The sequence below is a fragment of the Comamonas badia DSM 17552 genome (assembly GCF_000484635.1).
Lineage (GTDB): Bacteria > Pseudomonadota > Gammaproteobacteria > Burkholderiales > Burkholderiaceae_C > Comamonas_C > Comamonas_C badia.
Genome location: NZ_AXVM01000002.1, coordinates 340,598 through 357,756 on the forward strand (window position 1 = coordinate 340,598; position 17,159 = coordinate 357,756).

At 68.0% G+C, this 17,159-nt stretch carries 10 protein-coding genes; 2 read left to right on the forward strand and 8 right to left on the reverse strand.

From position 1 onward, the window contains the following. Positions 1 to 15 precede the first annotated feature (15 nt). On the forward strand, positions 16 to 1,839 hold the full coding sequence (locus K320_RS0105780; RefSeq protein WP_024537898.1) for a hybrid sensor histidine kinase/response regulator: 1,824 nt from the start codon (positions 16 to 18) through the stop codon (positions 1,837 to 1,839). A 262-nt stretch (positions 1,840 to 2,101) separates the two neighbouring features. Here the strand turns inward: K320_RS0105780 and K320_RS0105785 are convergent, their stop codons facing one another. The 8 genes from K320_RS0105785 to K320_RS0105825 form a co-directional block, all read right to left on the reverse strand. After that, positions 2,102 to 2,350 carry a DUF2249 domain-containing protein gene (locus tag K320_RS0105785; RefSeq protein ID WP_029695856.1) on the reverse strand — a complete coding sequence of 83 codons (249 nt, stop codon included), beginning with the start codon at positions 2,348 to 2,350 and terminating at the stop codon, positions 2,102 to 2,104. 92 nt (positions 2,351 to 2,442) lie between these two features. Next, positions 2,443 to 3,384 carry a patatin-like phospholipase RssA gene (gene rssA / locus K320_RS0105790; RefSeq protein WP_024537900.1) on the reverse strand — a complete coding sequence of 314 codons (942 nt, stop codon included), beginning with the start codon at positions 3,382 to 3,384 and terminating at the stop codon, positions 2,443 to 2,445. 184 nt (positions 3,385 to 3,568) lie between these two features. Then, positions 3,569 to 4,318 carry a VPLPA-CTERM sorting domain-containing protein gene (locus tag K320_RS0105800; protein ID WP_024537901.1) on the reverse strand — a complete coding sequence of 250 codons (750 nt, stop codon included), beginning with the start codon at positions 4,316 to 4,318 and terminating at the stop codon, positions 3,569 to 3,571. Positions 4,319 to 4,330: 12 nt separating this feature from the next. Further along, the gene (gene ligA, locus K320_RS0105805) at positions 4,331 to 6,427 is read right to left on the reverse strand and encodes an NAD-dependent DNA ligase LigA (RefSeq protein ID WP_024537902.1); all 2,097 of its coding nucleotides are present in this window, start codon (positions 6,425 to 6,427) and stop codon (positions 4,331 to 4,333) included. Between the two features lie 5 nt (positions 6,428 to 6,432). Next, positions 6,433 to 7,539: a cell division protein FtsZ gene (locus K320_RS0105810; RefSeq protein ID WP_024537903.1), complete on the reverse strand. Its 1,107-nt coding sequence runs from the start codon at positions 7,537 to 7,539 to the stop codon at positions 6,433 to 6,435. 21 nt (positions 7,540 to 7,560) lie between these two features. After that, positions 7,561 to 11,070, reverse strand: coding sequence for a chromosome segregation protein SMC (smc, locus tag K320_RS0105815; RefSeq protein ID WP_024537904.1), 3,510 nt, complete (start codon positions 11,068 to 11,070; stop codon positions 7,561 to 7,563). A 143-nt stretch (positions 11,071 to 11,213) separates the two neighbouring features. Beyond that, positions 11,214 to 14,360: a bifunctional diguanylate cyclase/phosphodiesterase gene (locus K320_RS0105820; protein WP_024537905.1), complete on the reverse strand. Its 3,147-nt coding sequence runs from the start codon at positions 14,358 to 14,360 to the stop codon at positions 11,214 to 11,216. A 100-nt stretch (positions 14,361 to 14,460) separates the two neighbouring features. Further along, a complete protein-coding gene (locus tag K320_RS0105825; RefSeq protein ID WP_024537906.1) occupies positions 14,461 to 15,384 on the reverse strand; it encodes a LysR family transcriptional regulator in 924 nt (307 codons plus the stop codon). 105 nt (positions 15,385 to 15,489) lie between these two features. Between K320_RS0105825 and K320_RS0105830 the strand changes: the two genes are divergently transcribed. Next, on the forward strand, positions 15,490 to 17,010 hold the full coding sequence (locus tag K320_RS0105830; RefSeq protein ID WP_024537907.1) for a CoA-acylating methylmalonate-semialdehyde dehydrogenase: 1,521 nt from the start codon (positions 15,490 to 15,492) through the stop codon (positions 17,008 to 17,010). The last annotated feature ends 149 nt before the right edge of the window (positions 17,011 to 17,159 follow it).

Below are 17,159 nucleotides of genomic sequence, written 5' to 3' on the forward strand. Positions count from 1 at the left end.
GGCCAGCCCGCACCCATGGCGATCACTGCAGATCCACCGCCCGCCAGCCAGGCCGCCGGCGACCGGCTGGAGCGGCTCGTCCTGCGCGAACAGGTGGCGATGCTCTACTCCACGATCCGCGCAGCCACGCTGGGCGACGCGCTGCTGGCGCTGACCTTCGGCGCCGCCATGTACTGGCAGGCACCGCACTGGCTGGTGCTGGCCTGGATGCTGCTGCACCTGTACAACACCTCGCGCCTGCCGGTGCTGACGGCGTACTTCAAGGACCAGGCCGCGGACGGACACCTGACGCATTGGGCCGACACCTATTGCCGCGAACTGCGTCTCAACAGCATCACCTGGGGGCTTGCGCCCCTGCTGTTCCTGCCGGACACCCTGCCGCTGACGGCATTGATGATGCTGATCATGATGGGTTTGTGCGCGGCCGGGGTTTCGGCGGTCTCGCCGCTCAGGCGCGCGGCCTGGAACTATCTGCTGCCGATGATGCTGTGCCTCACGCTGGCGCTGCTGCTGCGTCCCAGTGTGATGAATGCCGTCCTGGCGGTCTGTTGCCTGATTTTTCTGGGCTCGGTGCTGCGCTTCGCCGGGGCCCAGTCGGACTTGATGGCGCAATCGCTGCGCTCACGCTTCGAGAAGGAAGCCCTGGCGGAGCAGCTCGCGGCGCAGGTGAAGGCCACCGAGGAGGCCAGCCGGCAAAAAACGCGCTTTCTTGCCTCGGCCAGCCATGACCTGCGCCAGCCCCTGCACGCCATCAGCCTGCTGGGGGCCGCGCTGCAGCACCAGCTGCACGGGCAGCCCGCCGGCATCAACGCCGATCGCCTGATGCAGGCGGTGGGCACGCTGGGCCATTCGCTCGATTCGATGCTGGACATCTCGCGTCTGGATGCCGGCGTGGTCGCCACCGAACGCCGGCCGATCGCACTGCAGGATCTGTTCCAGTCGCTGAACCAGAGCTTCGTGGACGCCGCCAGCGAAAAAGAGCTGGCGCTGCGTGTCCGCGCCACCGGGCTCTGGGTCGACAGCGACCCGCAACTGTTGCTGCGCCTGCTGTCCAATCTGATCGACAACGCGATCAAATACACCGCGCGCGGCGGGGTGCTGGTGCTGGCGCGCCAACGCCGGGGCCAGGCCTGCATCGAAGTGCACGACACCGGCATCGGCATCGCGCCAGAGCAGCAAAAGCTTATCTATCAGGAGTTCTACCAGGTCAACAACCCGGGGCGCGACCGCGCGCTGGGCCTGGGGATAGGGCTGTCCATCGTCGCCCGGCTGTCGCAGTTGCTCGGTCATCGCCTGCAGCTCGATTCCAGCCCCGGGCGCGGCAGCAGGTTCCGGCTGCACCTGCCGCTGGCACAGGCGCCCGTTGGCATCGACCTCGCCTTGGCGGCGGCGGTCACCCACTACACGCCTTCGCTACCGCCGCCTGCGCGGCCCATCCTGATCCTGGACGACGAAGCCGACGTGCGCATCGCCATGTGCGAGTTGCTGCTCAGCCACGGGGTGCAGGCCCGGGCCGCCAGCACCGAAGCCGAGGCGGCCGCCATGCTGCAGGCAGCACAGGCGAGGGGTCAGCCGTTTGGGCAATTGATTTGCGACCTGCGGCTGGCGCACGGCGTGGATGGACTGCGCTGCGGTCTGGCGCTGGCGCGGCGCTTTGCCCCACTGGCGCTGCTGCTCGTCACCGGCGAGACCGCGCCCGAACGGCTGCGCTACGTGCGCGCCGCCGGCGTGCCCGTGCTGTTCAAGCCGGTGAACACGCAGCAGCTGCTGGCGGCGATCAGTGCGCAGCCCACGCCCGTGGGCAATACAAACGGAAACACTTCTGCCGCGCTTGCGTGACTTTCGGCACTGTCGCCCTCCGACACCGCCTGCGATGCTGCAGACAAAGCACGGACAAGAGGGTTGGAGAGAGGTCAGCACCCAAACGCTGCATAAGCACAAGCGGCGAGCCATCGTGGCAATCGCCGGGCCATCCTCCTGGTGGGCAAGATGGCTTTGCGTCGCAGGCCCACGGTTCTCGGGCATGCAGCGATTCACGGGCCAGCAACGTCTGGCCCTTTTTTTGCTCGGATCAACGCCGGACGCGGACAGGCACGTCGTGCTACTGCCGCAGAAAATCGATGACGATGGCACCCTGCTCGCGCTGGCGGTATTCGATGGCCACGCCGTCGCCATAGCGCATCTCGATCTGGCTGAGCAGCGGCAGCGGGTCGTGGTCGTTCATGAAGCGCATGGTTTCGCCGGGATGCAGCGCATCCAGCGCGCCGAAGATCGCCGAATGGCGAAAGCGCCGGGCAATGCCGCGGGCATCAAACGGGTAGATCGCTTCGGCAGTGGTGTGGTCGTGCATGGGAATCAAAAGTGCATTGAAAATGACACTTCAGTGTACGGCGCCGCCCTGGTGCAAGCCAGTCTCGGCCCTGCTGCAAACGCGGGCAAGCATCAAGCCTGCGCCATGAAACGGCGCAGGTGCGGCAGCGCGGCCTGCGCGGCCCTCCGGCCCTCTTCGATCGCTTCGGCCGAGCGGTGAAAATCGAGCAGGCCCAGATGCGCCAGGCTCGGGCTGATGACCAATTCCGGCGGATCACCCGCCATGCGGCTGCGCGTGATGCGCATCTGCATGATGGCCACGCTGGTCATGACGACATCCAGCACCGAAGGCGTCTTGGGCCCGTGCCTGGCATCATGGGACGGCAGCCACTGGCGCAGGCGCGTTTTCCAGCCCGCGGGCGGCGCCGGCTCCGCGTCGGCGTCAGGCTCGGCGGCTTGCGGCTCGGCCATGGGTTCTTCCACCGTCAGCGGCTGCATGTGGCGCTGCAGAATGTCGGCGTTCAGGTCCACCGCAATCACGATGTCCGCCCCCATCGCGCGCGCCAGCGACGTGGGCACCGGGTTCACTATGCCGCCGTCCACCAGGATGCGGCCATCCTCGCGCTGTACCGGCGTGAAGAGTCCTGGCAAGGCAATCGAGGCACGCACCGCGTCGGCGATCGAGCCCTCGCGCAGCCAGACCTCGGCGCCGGAATGCAGGTCGGTGGCCACCGCGGCGAACGGCACCGGCGAGGCTTCGATGCCGAAATCGGCGAAATTGCGGCGCCAGAAGGCGATCAGCTTCTCGCCCTTGAGCATGCCGCCCGAAAGATTGAAGTCCATGAAGCCAAAGACCTCGCGCATGCCCAGGCTCTGCACCCATTGGGCAAAGCGCGGCAGTTCGCCCGCCGCATAGGCCGCGCCGACGAGTGCGCCTATGGACGCACCGCAGACCACGTCGGGCCGCAAGCCCTCTTCCTCCAGCACTTGCAGCACACCAATGTGCGCCCAGCCGCGCGCCGAGCCACTGCCCAGCACCAGACCAAGACGAGGGGCGCGGCGCGCGAGCGTCATCGGATCACGTCCTCCGAGGGGTTGAACAAGGCCGTCCCGGTGGACAGGCAATCCGCGGCATCGCGGCGGGACAGCATGAGGGCGGTCATGCGGGGATCATAGAACGGCAAAAGGGTTGCAGTGCGCCACTGCAACCCTTTGTCTGCCTTGCCGCGCGCCGCTTTCCAGCGCCGGCCCCCAATGATCAGATGGCCTTGCGCCGGCGGCGCAGGGCTGCCATGCCGCCCAGGCCGCTGGCCAGCAGCAGTGCCGCGCCAGGCAGCGGCACCGTGGAAACAGGTGGCGCCGAATTGGCGATCAGGAAGAAAGATTCGGCACCCGAGCTCATGTCGCTGAGTTTCATGTCGAACGCGACCACCGTGGCCAACGGCAAGCCGACCAGGCTGGTGAAGCCGGAAATCACGTAATCCGCCCACCCGGCGCCCTGGTTGAAAGCCGGGATATTGCCCGATGCGCCCGTGTAGGTATCGACGACCGACATGCTCGTGGATGAAGCGCCGAGGGACATATGAAAATAGTCCAGCGTCTGATCCTTCTTGCCCGCCTGATTGACATCCAATCCAACGGAAAAGCCGTATTCGAACATTGAAAGCAGTTGCCCCACCGTGTAGAAAGGCGACGTCTGCTCCGTTTCTTCCATGGCTCCGGTGTTGTTGTAATTCGTGTAGGCAAACGTGGACGGTTGCTGCGGGCAGTTCTGACCCGAAATGATGCAAGGCGAATCCTTGCTTTGCTGGTAGATTTGTTCAGGCACGCCGGTCAGTGAAAGCGACGCCGCGTTCGCCGCCAGACCCGCGCCCATCAGCACCGTCCCCAGGGCTGTCCACTTCAGTGCCTTGATCATTGCGCCCCCATTGTCAAAACCAATCCATTGAAAAGAGCCGATAAACAGCCTCTTTTCTTCATTCTTGCAGGCGCTGGGCGATTCGTCCATGGGTCATTCGGACTAGTCCGGCTCTTTTGCCAGCAAACGGCGCAGCCCCTCTTCGTCGAGCACGGGCAGGCCCAGCGCCTGCGCCTTGGCCAGCTTGCTGCCCGCCTCGGCGCCCGCCACCACGTAGCTGGTCTTCTTGCTGACCGAACCGGCCACCTTGGCGCCGGCGGCTTCCAGCAGGTCTTTCGCCGCGTCGCGCGAGAGCGTGGGGAGCTGGCCGGTGAGCACCACCGTTTTGCCCGCCAGCGGCAGCCGCGCGGCGGCCGCGGGCGCGGCCTCGCTCCAGCGCACGCCGGCGGCCCGCAGCTGCTGCACCACCTCGGTATTGTGCGGCTGGGCGAAAAAGGTGCGAATGGATTCGGCGACGACGGGGCCGACATCGTTCACCTGCATCAGTGCATCCACGTCGGCCGCCAGGAGCGCATCCAGCTGGCCGAAATGGCGCGCCAAATCCTTGGCGGTGGCCTCGCCGACGTTGCGGATGCCGAGCGCGTAGAGGAAGCGCGCGAGCGTGGTGTGCTTTGATTTTTCGAGCGCGTCGCACAGGTTTTGCGCGGATTTTTCGCCCATGCGATCGAGACCCGCCAGCTGATCCACCTGCAGGCCGTAGATTCCGGGCAGGCTGTGGAGGATGTCCTGATCGACCAGCTGGTCGACCAGCTTCTCGCCCAGGCCTTCGATGTCCATGGCCTTGCGGCTGGCGAAGTGCAGCAGCGCCTGCTTGCGCTGCGCACCGCAGAACAGCCCGCCGCTGCAGCGATGGTCCGTCTCGCCCGGCTCGCGCACCACGGCGGAACCGCACACCGGGCAGGCGCGCGGCATGTGGAAGTTGGGCACGTAAGGCTGGCGCACGGCGCCCTCCTCCACACGGCCGAGCACCTCGGGAATCACATCGCCCGCGCGGCGCACGATGACCGCATCGCCCACGCGCACGCGCTTGCGCCGCAGTTCAAACAGGTTGTGCAGCGTGGCATTGGTCACCGTGGCGCCGCCGACGAACACCGGCGCCAGGCGCGCCACCGGCGTGAGCTTGCCGGTGCGGCCCACCTGCACGTCGATGGCTTGCACCGTCGTCACCATTTCCTGCGGCGGGTATTTGTGCGCCACGGCCCAGCGCGGCTCGCGCGTGACGAAGCCCAGCTGGCGCTGCAAGGCCAGGCCATTGACCTTGTAGACCACGCCGTCGATGCCATAGGGCAGAGCCGCGCGCTGCGCGCCCATGGCCCGGTGAAACGCCGCCAGCTCGGCGGCGCCATGGGCGATGCGCGCTTCGGCCGCGACGGGAAAACCCCAGCTTTTGAGCCGCTGCAGCAGCGCGTAGTGGGTGGCAAAGCGCGGGCCGCCCTGCTCCGGCGGCGTGACCTCGCCCAGCCCGTAGGCAAAGAAGGACAGCGGGCGCTGCGCGGCGATGCGGGCGTCGAGCTGGCGCACGGCGCCGGCCGCCGCATTGCGCGGGTTCACGAAGAGTTTCTCGCCGGCGGCCTGCTGGCGCTGGTTCAGGCGTTCGAAATCCGCCCCGCGCATATAAACCTCGCCGCGCACCTCGATCACCGGCGGCACCTGTTCGCCCTGCAGGCTCAGCGGAATCTGGCGGATGGTGCGGATGGCGTGCGTGACGTCTTCGCCCAGCTCGCCATCGCCGCGCGTGGCGGCCTGCACCAGGCGGCCCTGCTCGTAGCGCAGGTTCATCGCCAGGCCGTCGAATTTGGGCTCGGCGATGTATTCCACCGGCGGATCGCCCTCGGCCAGGCCCAGCTCGCGGCGGATGCGGGCGTCAAACGCCTGCGCGCCGGTGGCTTCGGTATCGGTCTCGGTGCGGATGCTGAGCATGGGTACCGCGTGGCGCACGGCAGCGAGGCCAGGCAGCACGCTGCCGAGCACGCGCTGGGTGGGCGAATCGGGCGTGATCAGCGCGGGGTGGGCGGCCTCCAGCCGCTCCAGTTGCTGGTAGACGCGGTCGTATTCGCCATCGGGCACGCTGGGCGCATCGAGCACGTAATACGCATGCGCCCAGCGTGTGAGTTGCGCCCGGAGTTCTTCAATTTGCATAGCTGCCAGCGCTTGCCCATCCTGCGCTGGAGGCGAAAAAAGCTCAGTCTGCCCGGACATGGCTTTCAGCTGAACAAGCGCCGTGCGAGCACGGAGCCGGCGGAAAGCTCGCGTTCATCGAGCTGGTCATAGAGCTGCTCCAGATCGGCCGCGATCGGGTCCATGGCCATCGCCGGGATCATCTGCCCGTCGGGATCGCAGAGCACGCCATCCATGGCTTCTCCCAAGGCCTTGGCCACCTCGCGCAGCCGCGCAAAGGGCTGCTCGCCACGCGCCACCTGCGGCACGTCCAGCGCCAGGCTTACCTCGCGCAGCGCCGAGCGTTCGGGCTCGTCGGACATCGCGGCCTGCGCGTCGTAGGAGAGCGTGAGCAGCGGCGGCAGGCCGGCGTCGGCGGCGGGCAGCACCAGGCGCCCCGGCATGCTGCCGACGATGAAACCCAGCGGCGCGGCGCTTTGCTGGATGTAGCCCGGGCTCCAGGCGGCCTGGCGCGCGCGCAGGGCGAAGGACAGCTGCGCATCGTGCGCGCTGGCGAACTGGTCGAGCTCGCGCGCGCGGCCCACCTCGTGCAGCATGTCCGGAAACTCCGGCGCCGCGTTGATCGCATCGGCAAAGGCCTGCGCCTTGGCGACGAATTCGGAAAACTCGATGTTGTTGAGCGCGCCCAGCCGGTTGGCCAGCTGCACCCCGGCCTGAAACTGGCGGTAGCGCGCGCCAGGCTGGGGTGCCTCCCACTGCTGCGTGGCCTCGTTCAGGCCCTCGACCGCAAACGGCTTGCTGCCGACGCGGCGCGTCGCCGGCAACGCCGCCAGCGCGGCATCGCCCGAGACCAGCTGTTCGGCCGCCAGCGGCACGATGGCATCGATCAGCGCATCCAGCGCGCCGCGCTGCTGCGGCGCGGATTCATGCGGCGCGGCGGCCACGGGGTCGATCCGCAGATCCTGCCAGGCGGGCGCCGGGGCCGTGCCCTCGTGCCCGCCCAGGTCGGCGATCGCACCGTCGAGCAGCGGATCGCGGCGCACGGGCTCTTCCGCCCCCTCGCCCGGCGCGGCCTGCGCGACCTGGCGCGCGCGGCGTGGCGCGTTGCGGTGGTTGTTCCAGGCGTTGTAGGCGACGACGACGATCAGCACGACGGCGCCGACGATGGCAAGAGCGGTTTGAAAGGAACTCATGGGTAATCGTGGTCAGCGTAGTCAGGCTTCGGCCATCGCCATCGCGCCGGCCATGTCCACCGCAACGATACGCGAAACGCCCTGCTCCTGCATGGTCACGCCAATGAGCTGCTCGGCCATTTCCATCGCGATCTTGTTGTGGCTGATGAAGAGAAACTGGGTGCCGCGCGACATGCTGGCCACCAGCCTGGCATAGCGCTCGGTGTTGGCATCGTCCAGCGGCGCATCGACCTCGTCGAGCAGGCAGAACGGCGCCGGGTTGAGCTGGAAGATGGCGAACACCAGCGCAATGGCGGTGAGCGCCTTCTCGCCGCCCGAGAGCAGGTGGATGGTCTGGTTCTTCTTGCCCGGCGGCTGCGCCATCACCTGCACGCCGGCATCCAGGATTTCGTCGCCCGTCATCAAAAGCTGCGCGCGCCCGCCGCCGAAGAGTTCGGGGAACATGGTGCCGAAATGGCGGTTCACCGTCTCGAAGGTGCCCGAGAGCAGCGTGCGCGTCTCGGCGTCTATGCGCCGGATGGCGTCCTCCAGCGTGGCCATGGCCAGCTGCAGGTCCTCGTTCTGCGCCGTGAGAAAGCCCTGGCGCTCGCGCGCGAGCGTGAGTTCCTCCAGCGCCGCCAGGTTGACGGCGCCAAGCTGCTCGATGGCGCGCTGCCACTGCTCGATGCGCGCCTGCAGGTCTTCGCCTTGCACCTGCCCGTCGGCAATCGATTGCTCCACCTGCGCCAAATCCGCTTCGGCCTCGGTCAGCAAGGTCTCGTATTGCTCCAATGCCAAACGCGCGGCCTGCTCCTTGAGCTGCAGCTCGGTGATGCGTGCGCGCTGGGGTTCGAGCTGGCGCTCGGCCTGCATGCGCAGCTCGTCGCTGGCGCGCAGGCGGGCGGTCAGGCTGTCGTACTCGCCGCGGCGCTCGCCCAGCTGCTGCTCGCTCGCCAGCTTTCTCTCCAGCGCCTGCTGCAAACCGCCCTGGGCGGCGGCGTCGGACAGGCGCGAGAGCTCATCGCGGGCGCGCTCAATCTCGGCCTGCAGGCTGGCGCTCTGCTGCCGCGCCATCGCCACCGCGCGCGTGAGCTCGTCGCGGCGCGCCTGCAGGCTGCGGCGGGCAAACTGCGCCTCCTGCGCACGGCGCTCCAGCTGGCGCTGCTGCTCGCGCCACTGCGTGAGCTGCTGCTCGGCGGCGATCACCCGGTCGTCCAGCTGGGCGTGGCGCTCCTGGCTGTCGGCCAGCTGCATGTCGAGTTCTTCAAACCGGCCCTCGGCGACGGCGCGGCGCTCGGTCAGTTCTTCCAGCAAGGCCTGCACCTCGGCCAGATCGCTCTCCAGTTGGCGGCTGCGCTCGCGCGCCTGCTCGGCCAGTTGCGTCAGGCGCAGCAGCTCCACTTCTTCGTCGTGCGCGCGCCTTTGCGCCTCGGCCGCTTCGCGGCGCGCCTGCTGCAGCCGGGCGCTCGCATCCTGATAGCTGCTTTCGGCGCGCAGCAAGGCGGTGCGCGATTCTTCGGCAATCAGGTTCTGGGCCCGCACCTCCTTTTCGAGGTGCTCGATCTCCTGCGCGCGCGCCAGCAAGCCGGATTGCGCGGAATCCGCCGCATAAAAATCCACGCCATGCGCGCTCACCGCATGGCCCTGCGGGGTGTAGATGGCTTCACCGCCGTGCAGGCTGGCGCGGCGCGCCAGCGCGTCGTCCAGCGTGGCGGCCGTGAGGCAGCCGTGCAGCCAGTCGTGCAGCAGCGCACGCAGGCCGGCATCGGCGATGCGCAGCAGGTCCACCAAACGGCCCTGGCCTTGCGCCGGCAGCGACGCGCCGGGCGCGCTGTAGAAGCTCAGCCGGGCTGGCGGAGCGCTGGCGCCGGCAAAGCCGCGCAGCATCTCCAGCCTGCCCACGGGCAAGGCACCCAGGCGCTCGCGCAGCGCGGATTCGAGCGCGTTTTCCCAGCCGGGCTCGATGTGCAGCTGCGTCCACAGGCCCTGCAGGCCATCCAGGCCCTGCTCGGCCAGCCAGGGGGCGAGCTTGTCGTTGCTCTTGAGCTTTTCCTGCAAATCCTTGAGCGCCGCCAGGCGCGCGGCCAGGTCGGCCAGGCGCGTGCCTTCGGCCGCCACCGCCTGCTGGCGCGTCCGGCGTTCATCATCGAGCGCGGGCACGCTGTCCTGCAGCTGGGCCAGGCGCGCCTCCGCCTCCTGCGCCGCGGCGGCAGCCATCCCGTGGCTTTCACGCAATTGGGTCAGGCGCTGTTCATCGGGCAAGGCCAGCGCGCCCTGGTCGCCGCGCAGGCGCTCATGGCGCAGCTCGTGCTGGCGCGATTGCTCGCCCATGCTGCGCTGCTCGGCCGCCAGCACCTGGATCTGCTGCTGCACCTGCGCCACCAGCGTGCGCTGCGCCTCGCTGCTGCCGCGCGCCTGGTGCAGCGCGTCTTCCAGCTCGGGCAGTTGCGCGGCCTGCTCTTCGGCCTGCGCGGCCAGCAGCTCGGCCTGTTCCTCGGCATCGTCGCCAGCACCGGTGAGGCCCGCCAGCTCGGTCTCTGCCTCGCTGCTGCGCGCCGCCCATTCGGCGATCTGCGCCGCCAGCTGCGCCAGGCGCAGCTCCACGCGCGCACGGCCTTCGACGACGTAGCGGATTTCGGCCTCCAGCTTGCCGACCTCGGCCGTGGCCTCATAGACCTTGCCCTGCGCCTGGTTCACCGCATCGCCTGCCGCATAGTGCGCCTGGCGCAGGGTTTCCAGCTCGGCCTCCACATGGCGCATCTCGGCCATGCGTGCTTCCAGGTCATTCACCGCCTGCAGACCGTCGGTGCGCACGCGCTCCAGCTCGGTGGCGGCGTCGCGGCGCCTGAAGAACCACAGCTGCTGGTGCGCCAGCTGCACCTGCTGCTGCAGGCTGCGGTAGCGCGCGGCCACCTCCGCCTGCTTTTCCAGCCTGGAGAGATTGGCGTTGAGCTCGCGCAGGATGTCCTGCACGCGCGTGAGGTTCTCGCGCGTGTCGGCCAGGCGGTTTTCCGTCTCGCGCCGGCGCTCCTTGTATTTGGAAACGCCCGCCGCCTCTTCCAGGAACAGGCGCAGCTCCTCGGGCCGGCTTTCGATGATGCGGCTGATCGTGCCCTGGCCGATGATGGCGTAGGCGCGCGGCCCAAGGCCCGTGCCGAGGAACACGTCGTGCACGTCGCGCCGGCGCACCGGCTGGTTGTTGATGTAGTAGCTGGAATTGCCATCGCGCGTGAGCACGCGCTTGACGGCGATCTCGTTGAACTGGTTCCACTGCCCGCCCGCGCGGTGGCTCTGGTTGTCGAAGGCCAGCTCGACGCTGGCGCGGCTGGCGGGTTTGCGGTGCGTGGTGCCGTTGAAGATCACGTCCTGCATGCTCTCGCCACGCAGCTCGCTGGCGCGCGACTCGCCCAGCACCCAGCGCACCGCGTCCATGATGTTGGACTTGCCGCAGCCATTGGGCCCGACGACGCCGACGAGCTGGCCCGGCAACTGGAAATGCGTGGGCTCGGCAAACGACTTGAAGCCGGAGAGTTTGATGGAGGTCAGGCGCACGGCGGGCGGTGCAGGGAAAGCGCGCAAACGGCGGGAGCGGCAATCATACTGTCCCATCGCAGGCTGAATTGTTACATATAAAAACAGGCTCCAGCGCAATGCACACAAGCACTGGCAGCTAGCAATTACAAAGCAAGTGCCGGCTACAGCGGCGCGCCCCACTGCGATACCGGCTCGGAACGCTCCAGCACCAGCGCCTCGTAGTCATCGGCCGCCACCGGCGGGCTGAGCAGGTAGCCCTGCCAGAGGTCGCAGCCATTGCTTTGCAGAAAGGCGCGCTGCTCTTCCGTCTCGACGCCCTCGGCCACCACGTCCAGCCCCAGGCTGGCGCCCAGCGCGATGATGGTGCGTGCGATCGCCGCCTCGTTCGGGTCGGTGAGCACGTGGCGCACGAAGCTCTGGTCGATCTTGAGCTCGTCGAGCGGCAGGCGCTTGAGGTAGGAGAGCGAGGAGTAGCCGGTGCCGAAATCATCGAGCGAGAAGCTCACACCGTACTCCTTGAGCTGGCGCATCCTGGTGATCGTGCCCTCGGTATCCTGAAGCAGCATGCTTTCGGTCAGCTCCAGCTTGATGGCGCGCGTGGGCGCGCCGGTTTGCGCCAGCAGCGCCAGCAGCCGCGGCGCGAACTGCGCCTGGCGAAACTGCAGCGCACTGACGTTGACCGAGACCGTCAGGCGCCCCAGCACCGGGTGGCCGGCCCAGTGCGCCAGCTGCTCGCAAGCCATGCGCATCACCGCATCGCCCAGCGGCAGGATCAGCCCGGTTTCCTCCGCCAATGCGATGAATTGCGCCGGCGGGACCATGCCGCGCTGCGGGTGGCGCCAGCGCACCAGCGCCTCGGCGCCGATGATGCGGTCGCCCTCGGCCTTGGGCTGGTAGAACAGTTCGAACTGGCCCGCCTCCAGGCCCTTGCGCATATCCGTTTCAAGCTGCACGCGCTCGGCCACCTGGGCCTGCATCTGCGGGGTGAAGAAACGCAATTCGCCGCGCCCCTGGGCCTTGGCGGCATAAAGCGCCATGTCGCTGCGCTTGAGCAGCTCGTCGGCCGAACGCTCGCTGCCGTCGAACACCGCCACGCCAATGCCGAGCGTGGCGCGCAGCAACTGCCCCTGCTCCAGATCGCACGGCTGGCTGGCCGCCTGCATCAAGGCCTGCGCCAGCGCCTGCACGGCCGCCGCCGCCCCGTCCGCATCGCCCGGCACCCTGGGAAGCACCACGGCATAGACATCGCCGCCATGGCGCGCGACCAGCGCGCCGGCGGGAACGCCCGCGAGCAGCCTGCGGGCGACGAGGGCGAGCAGGCGGTCTCCCACCTCGTGCCCGCTGGTTTCGTTGATCGCCTTGAAGCCGTCTATGCCCAGCATCAGCAGCGCGCCCCGCGAATGGCCCTGCGCTGCCTGCGCCAGCGCCTTGCGCAGGCCATCCTGCAAGGCGCTGCGATTGGCCAGGCCGGTCAGCACGTCGGTCTGCGCCAGATAGGCGATCTGCTGCTCGGCCTGGCGGCGCTGGGTCTGGTCCACCAGCACCGCGATATGGGCGCTGCCCAGCGCCATGCCGGAGAGCTCCACGTGGCGCCGGATGCCGCCCTTGGCCGTCAGCGCGAATTCAATCGGGCCAATGGCTCCTTCGTCACCCAGATCGGCCGCCGCACGCGCCGCACGCCATTGCCCCCGCACCCGCTCGCGCTCCTGCTCGTCAGGCATGACGGCGCGCCACCAGGCATCCACGTTCGGAGCCTCGTGCGCCGCATAGCCGCAGATGTGCGTGAACCGGTGGTTGATGAAGCGTATTTCGTCCTGGTCCACCAGCGACACCCCCACCGGCAGCTGGTTGAACATCTCGCGGTAGCGCTGCTCGCTGCGCGCCAATGCATCCTGCGCGTGCTTGGTTTCAGTGATGTCGGAGATGACGGACACGTGGCAGGCCGTGCCCGGTATCTTCACCATGCGCAGGTTGGCCCAGATGGTCTTGCCGTCCTTGCGCAGGTAGCGCTTTTCCATCTGGTAGCTGTCGATCTCGCCGCGCAGCATGCGGTCGCGCATCGCCATGCTCCTGGACAGGTCGTCCGGGTGCGTATAGGCCTGGAAGTGCGCCTGCATCAGCTCCTGGGCGCTGTAGCCCAGGATGGCGCACAGGGCCGGATTGACGTAGAGGCGCCGGCCGCTCGCCGATTCGCTCTGGCTGATGCCGACCGGCGCATGCTCGAACACCGCCTGCAGCTTGGCTTCGTTTTCCTGCAGCGCCTGGCGCGCCGTGGCGGCCTGCTCCTGGGCACGCTGGCGCCGCAGCCCCAGGTAGGCCATCCAGGCGGCGATCACGAGGGTGATCAACCCCGTGATGCCGGTGTTGACCAGCGGGCGCTGCCCTTCCGCGCGGCTGAGCAGCCCGGCTTCGGGCATGAAGCGCAATTGCCACAGCCGGCCTTCCACGGGCAGCAGCACTTCGCGGCCCACCGTCTCGTTCCATGCGGTGTCGCCATAGGACACCAGTACATGCGAGGCATCGGCATCGGGGGCCGCCGCCAGCCCGTGATCGCTCAGGCTGAAAGACAGCCCTCTGAAATTATCCGGCCCCGCCAGCCCCGCCAGCAGCGTGGACATGTCCACGGTCAGCGCCACCAGCCCGGCGGACCCCGCCTCGCCCTCACGCCCACCCATCTGGTGATCCAGCGGCATGAACACCATGATCCGCGCGCCGCCCTTGCCGGGCAGCGCGGCGGTGGCGGCCGCCTGCCCCTCGGCAATGGCGCGCTCCGCGCCTTGCAGCACCTCGGGCAGCGCGTGCAGTTCCTGCCCCAGCAAGGCCTCATGGCCCGCGGGCGGCCAGACGAAGTCCGTGACCAGGTAGCGGGGCAGGCTGGTGCGCGGGTGCACCGCGAAATCCAGCGGCAGCGCACCGTTCAGATGCGGGTCCGAGGCGGTCTGCGACTCGAACAGGGGCAGTTGCCCGGCCTCCACGCTGCGGATGAGCTGGATGTTGCTGATCGCGGGCAGCACCCGTTCGATATCCATGCGCCCCATCGCCAGTTCGAAATTGCGCCGGCTGATGCGGGGGCTTTGCTCCACCAGATTGCGCAGGCTCATCAGCAGGCCGACCTGCGTGTCCACCTGCTGCAGCAGATCGCTTCTTGCCGTATCGGTGCGGAGCATGAAGCGCTCCTGCGCCAGGTCATGGACCTGGCGGCTGCTGTACATCCATGTGGCAAGCGTTCCCGCCACCCCGGCGACAAGCACCAGCAGCGCTGGCAGCCAGTGCCACCATCCGGTGCGTGAGAGCGAAGCGTGCGGCAAACCGATCTGTCTTGAAGGAGTCAGGCCCGCCTGAGAATATATGAAAAATACTGCATCGATGCCCCGGAACCGGGGGGAAATGCCGCGCCAATTCACCGCATCAGGCCGCCAGCCGCGGCCGCAGCCTGGCCGCCTCCAGCTGCCCCACCTCCTTCAGGAACGCCCACACCGCCTGGATGCGCGCCTGGTGCTTGCCCTCGGCCGGCATGCTCATCCAGAAGGTGCGCGTAAACCGGGCCTCATTGGGCAGCACGCGGGCCAGGGAGGTATCGCCATCGGCCAGGAAGGCCGGCAGCACCGCCAGGCCGGCGCCGGCGCGCACCGCCTGGTACTGCGCCATGATGCTGGTGGAACGCAGCGAGAAGCGCCGGGGCGGAAACACATCCTCCAGAAACTGCAGTTCCTTGGTGAAGAGCAGATCGTCCACGTAGTTGACGAAGACATGCCCGCTCAGGTCCTCGCGGCGCGTGATGAGCGCGTGGCGCGCAAGGTATTCGCGCTGGCCGTAGAGCAGCAGCGCGTAGTCCGTCAGCCGCGTGACGACGACCGAGCCGCGCTTGGGACGTTCGAGCGAGATCACGATGTCCGCCTCGCGCCGGGACAGGTGCAGCATGCGCGGCACCGCCAGCAGGTCCACCGACAGGTGCGGGTATTTCTGGGTCAGCCGCGCCAGGTGCGGCGCCAGGATCAGCGTGCCGAAGCCCTCGGTCGCGCCCACGCGCACCAGCCCGGCCGGCCCGCTGCCCGCCGCATCGGGCGCCACCAGCTGCTGCGCGCCCAGCACGGCCGCTTCCATCGCCTCCACCGCGGGCAGCAGCTGGCGGCCGGCCTCGGTCAGGCGATGGCCCGCCGCCTCGCGCGCAAACAGCGGCACCGCCATGCTTTTTTCCAGCTGCAGAATGCGCCGCGCCACCGTGGTGTGCTCCACGCCGGTGCGCCGCGCGGCCGCCGCCAGGGTGCCGGTGCGCGCCAGCTCCAGAAAGTAGCGCAGATTGTCCCAATCGTTGCCTGCGGGCTTAGTCATGTGCAAATTTGCAAAGCCAAAGTGCAGTATTGTCTATTGCATATTCAATTTTGCACAACTAACATGCACGGGTTCTTCACCCCTTTTCACCAGGAGACCAGCGCAATGGACGCATCCACCTCGCAGGGCGTGCTCGCCCCCACCGTCAAGCTGCTCATCGGCGGCAAGCTCGTCGAATCCAAGACCACCAAGTGGCGCGACGTGGTCAACCCCGCCACGCAGCAGGTGCTGGCGCGCGTGCCCGAAGCCACGCCGGAGGAAATCAACGCCGCCGTGGCAAGCGCCAAGGAGGCCTTCAAGACCTGGCGCAAGACCTCGCTGATGGCGCGCGGGCGCGTCTTCCTCAAGCTGCAGGAGCTGATCCGCCTGCACATGAAGGAGCTGGCCGCCATCCTCACCGCCGAGCAGGGCAAGACGCTGCCGGACGCCGAGGGCGACGTGTTCCGCGGCCTGGAAATCGTCGAGCACGCGGCCAGCATCGGCACGCTGCAGCTGGGCGAAGTGGGCAACAACATCGCCACCGGCGTCGATACCTTCACGCTGATGCAGCCGCTGGGCGTGTGCGCCGGCATCACGCCGTTCAACTTCCCGGCCATGATCCCGCTGTGGATGTTCCCGATGGCGATCGCCTGCGGCAACACCTTCGTGCTCAAGCCCAGCGAGCAGGACCCGATGGTCACCATGCGCCTGTGCGAACTGGCCATCGAAGCGGGCGTGCCGCCCGGCGTGCTCAACGTCGTGCACGGCATGGCCGACACGGTGAACGCCATCTGCGACCACCCGGACATCAAGGCGATTTCCTTCGTCGGCTCGACCAAGGTCGGCACCCACGTCTACCACCGCGCCAGCCTCGCCGGCAAGCGCGTGCAGTGCATGATGGGCGCCAAGAACCACGCCATCGTGATGCCCGACGCCAACAAGGAGCAGGCGCTCAACGCGCTGCTGGGCGCCTCGTTCGGCGCCGCCGGCCAGCGCTGCATGGCGATCTCGGTGATGGTGCTCGTGGGCGAAGCGCAGCAGTGGATTCCCGACGTCGTCGCCAAGGCCAAGGGGCTGAAGGTGAACGTCGGCACCGCCGATGGCACCGACGTCGGCCCGCTGATCACCTGCGCCGCGCGCGACCGTGTCGAAGGCCTGATCGAGCAGGGCATCAAGGAAGGCGCCAAGCTGGAACTCGACGGCCGCAACCCCAGCGTGCCCGGCTACGAGAAGGGCAACTTCGTCGGCCCGACCATCTTCAGCAACGTCAAGCCCGGCATGAGCATCTACGACCTGGAAGTCTTCGGCCCGGTGCTGTGCATCGTGCCCGCCGACAACCTGGAGCAGGCGATCGAATTCATCAACGCCAATCCCAACGGCAACGGCACCGCGATCTTCACGCGCTCGGGCGCCGCGGCGCGCAAGTTCAAGGAAGACATCGACGTCGGCCAGGTGGGCATCAACCTGCCCGTGCCGGTGCCGGTCTCGCTCTTCTCCTTCACCGGCAGCCGCGGCTCCAAGCTCGGCGACCTGGGCCCCTACGGCAAGCAGGTCGTGCTGTTCTACACGCAGACCAAGACCATCACCGAGCGCTGGTTTGACGATGAAGAACACCACGCGATGAATACCACCATCAGCCTGAAGTGACCAGCTCCTTCCCCCGCTGGGGGAAGGCCGGGATGGGGGCCTGCGGCGCTGGTTCAAGCACCGCGCTGCGGCAAGCCCCCACCCTACCCTCCCCCGGAGGGGGAGGGAAAATACAAGCCAAATCTGGCCCCAGCCCTTGCCAGGCAAGT

What these genes read in the sequence shown, in the direction of transcription:
- K320_RS0105780 (WP_024537898.1), top strand. Translation starts at nt 16, where the DNA reads ATGGCGATCACTGCAGATCCACCGCCCGCCAGCCAGGCCGCCGGCGAC.
- K320_RS0105785 (WP_029695856.1), bottom strand. Translation starts at nt 2,350, where the DNA reads ATGCACGACCACACCACTGCCGAAGCGATCTACCCGTTTGATGCCCGC.
- rssA (WP_024537900.1), bottom strand. Translation starts at nt 3,384, where the DNA reads ATGACGCTCGCGCGCCGCGCCCCTCGTCTTGGTCTGGTGCTGGGCAGT.
- K320_RS0105800 (WP_024537901.1), bottom strand. Translation starts at nt 4,318, where the DNA reads ATGGACGAATCGCCCAGCGCCTGCAAGAATGAAGAAAAGAGGCTGTTT.
- ligA (WP_024537902.1), bottom strand. Translation starts at nt 6,427, where the DNA reads ATGTCCGGGCAGACTGAGCTTTTTTCGCCTCCAGCGCAGGATGGGCAA.
- K320_RS0105810 (WP_024537903.1), bottom strand. Translation starts at nt 7,539, where the DNA reads ATGAGTTCCTTTCAAACCGCTCTTGCCATCGTCGGCGCCGTCGTGCTG.
- K320_RS0105825 (WP_024537906.1), bottom strand. Translation starts at nt 15,384, where the DNA reads ATGACTAAGCCCGCAGGCAACGATTGGGACAATCTGCGCTACTTTCTG.
- K320_RS0105830 (WP_024537907.1), top strand. Translation starts at nt 15,490, where the DNA reads ATGGACGCATCCACCTCGCAGGGCGTGCTCGCCCCCACCGTCAAGCTG.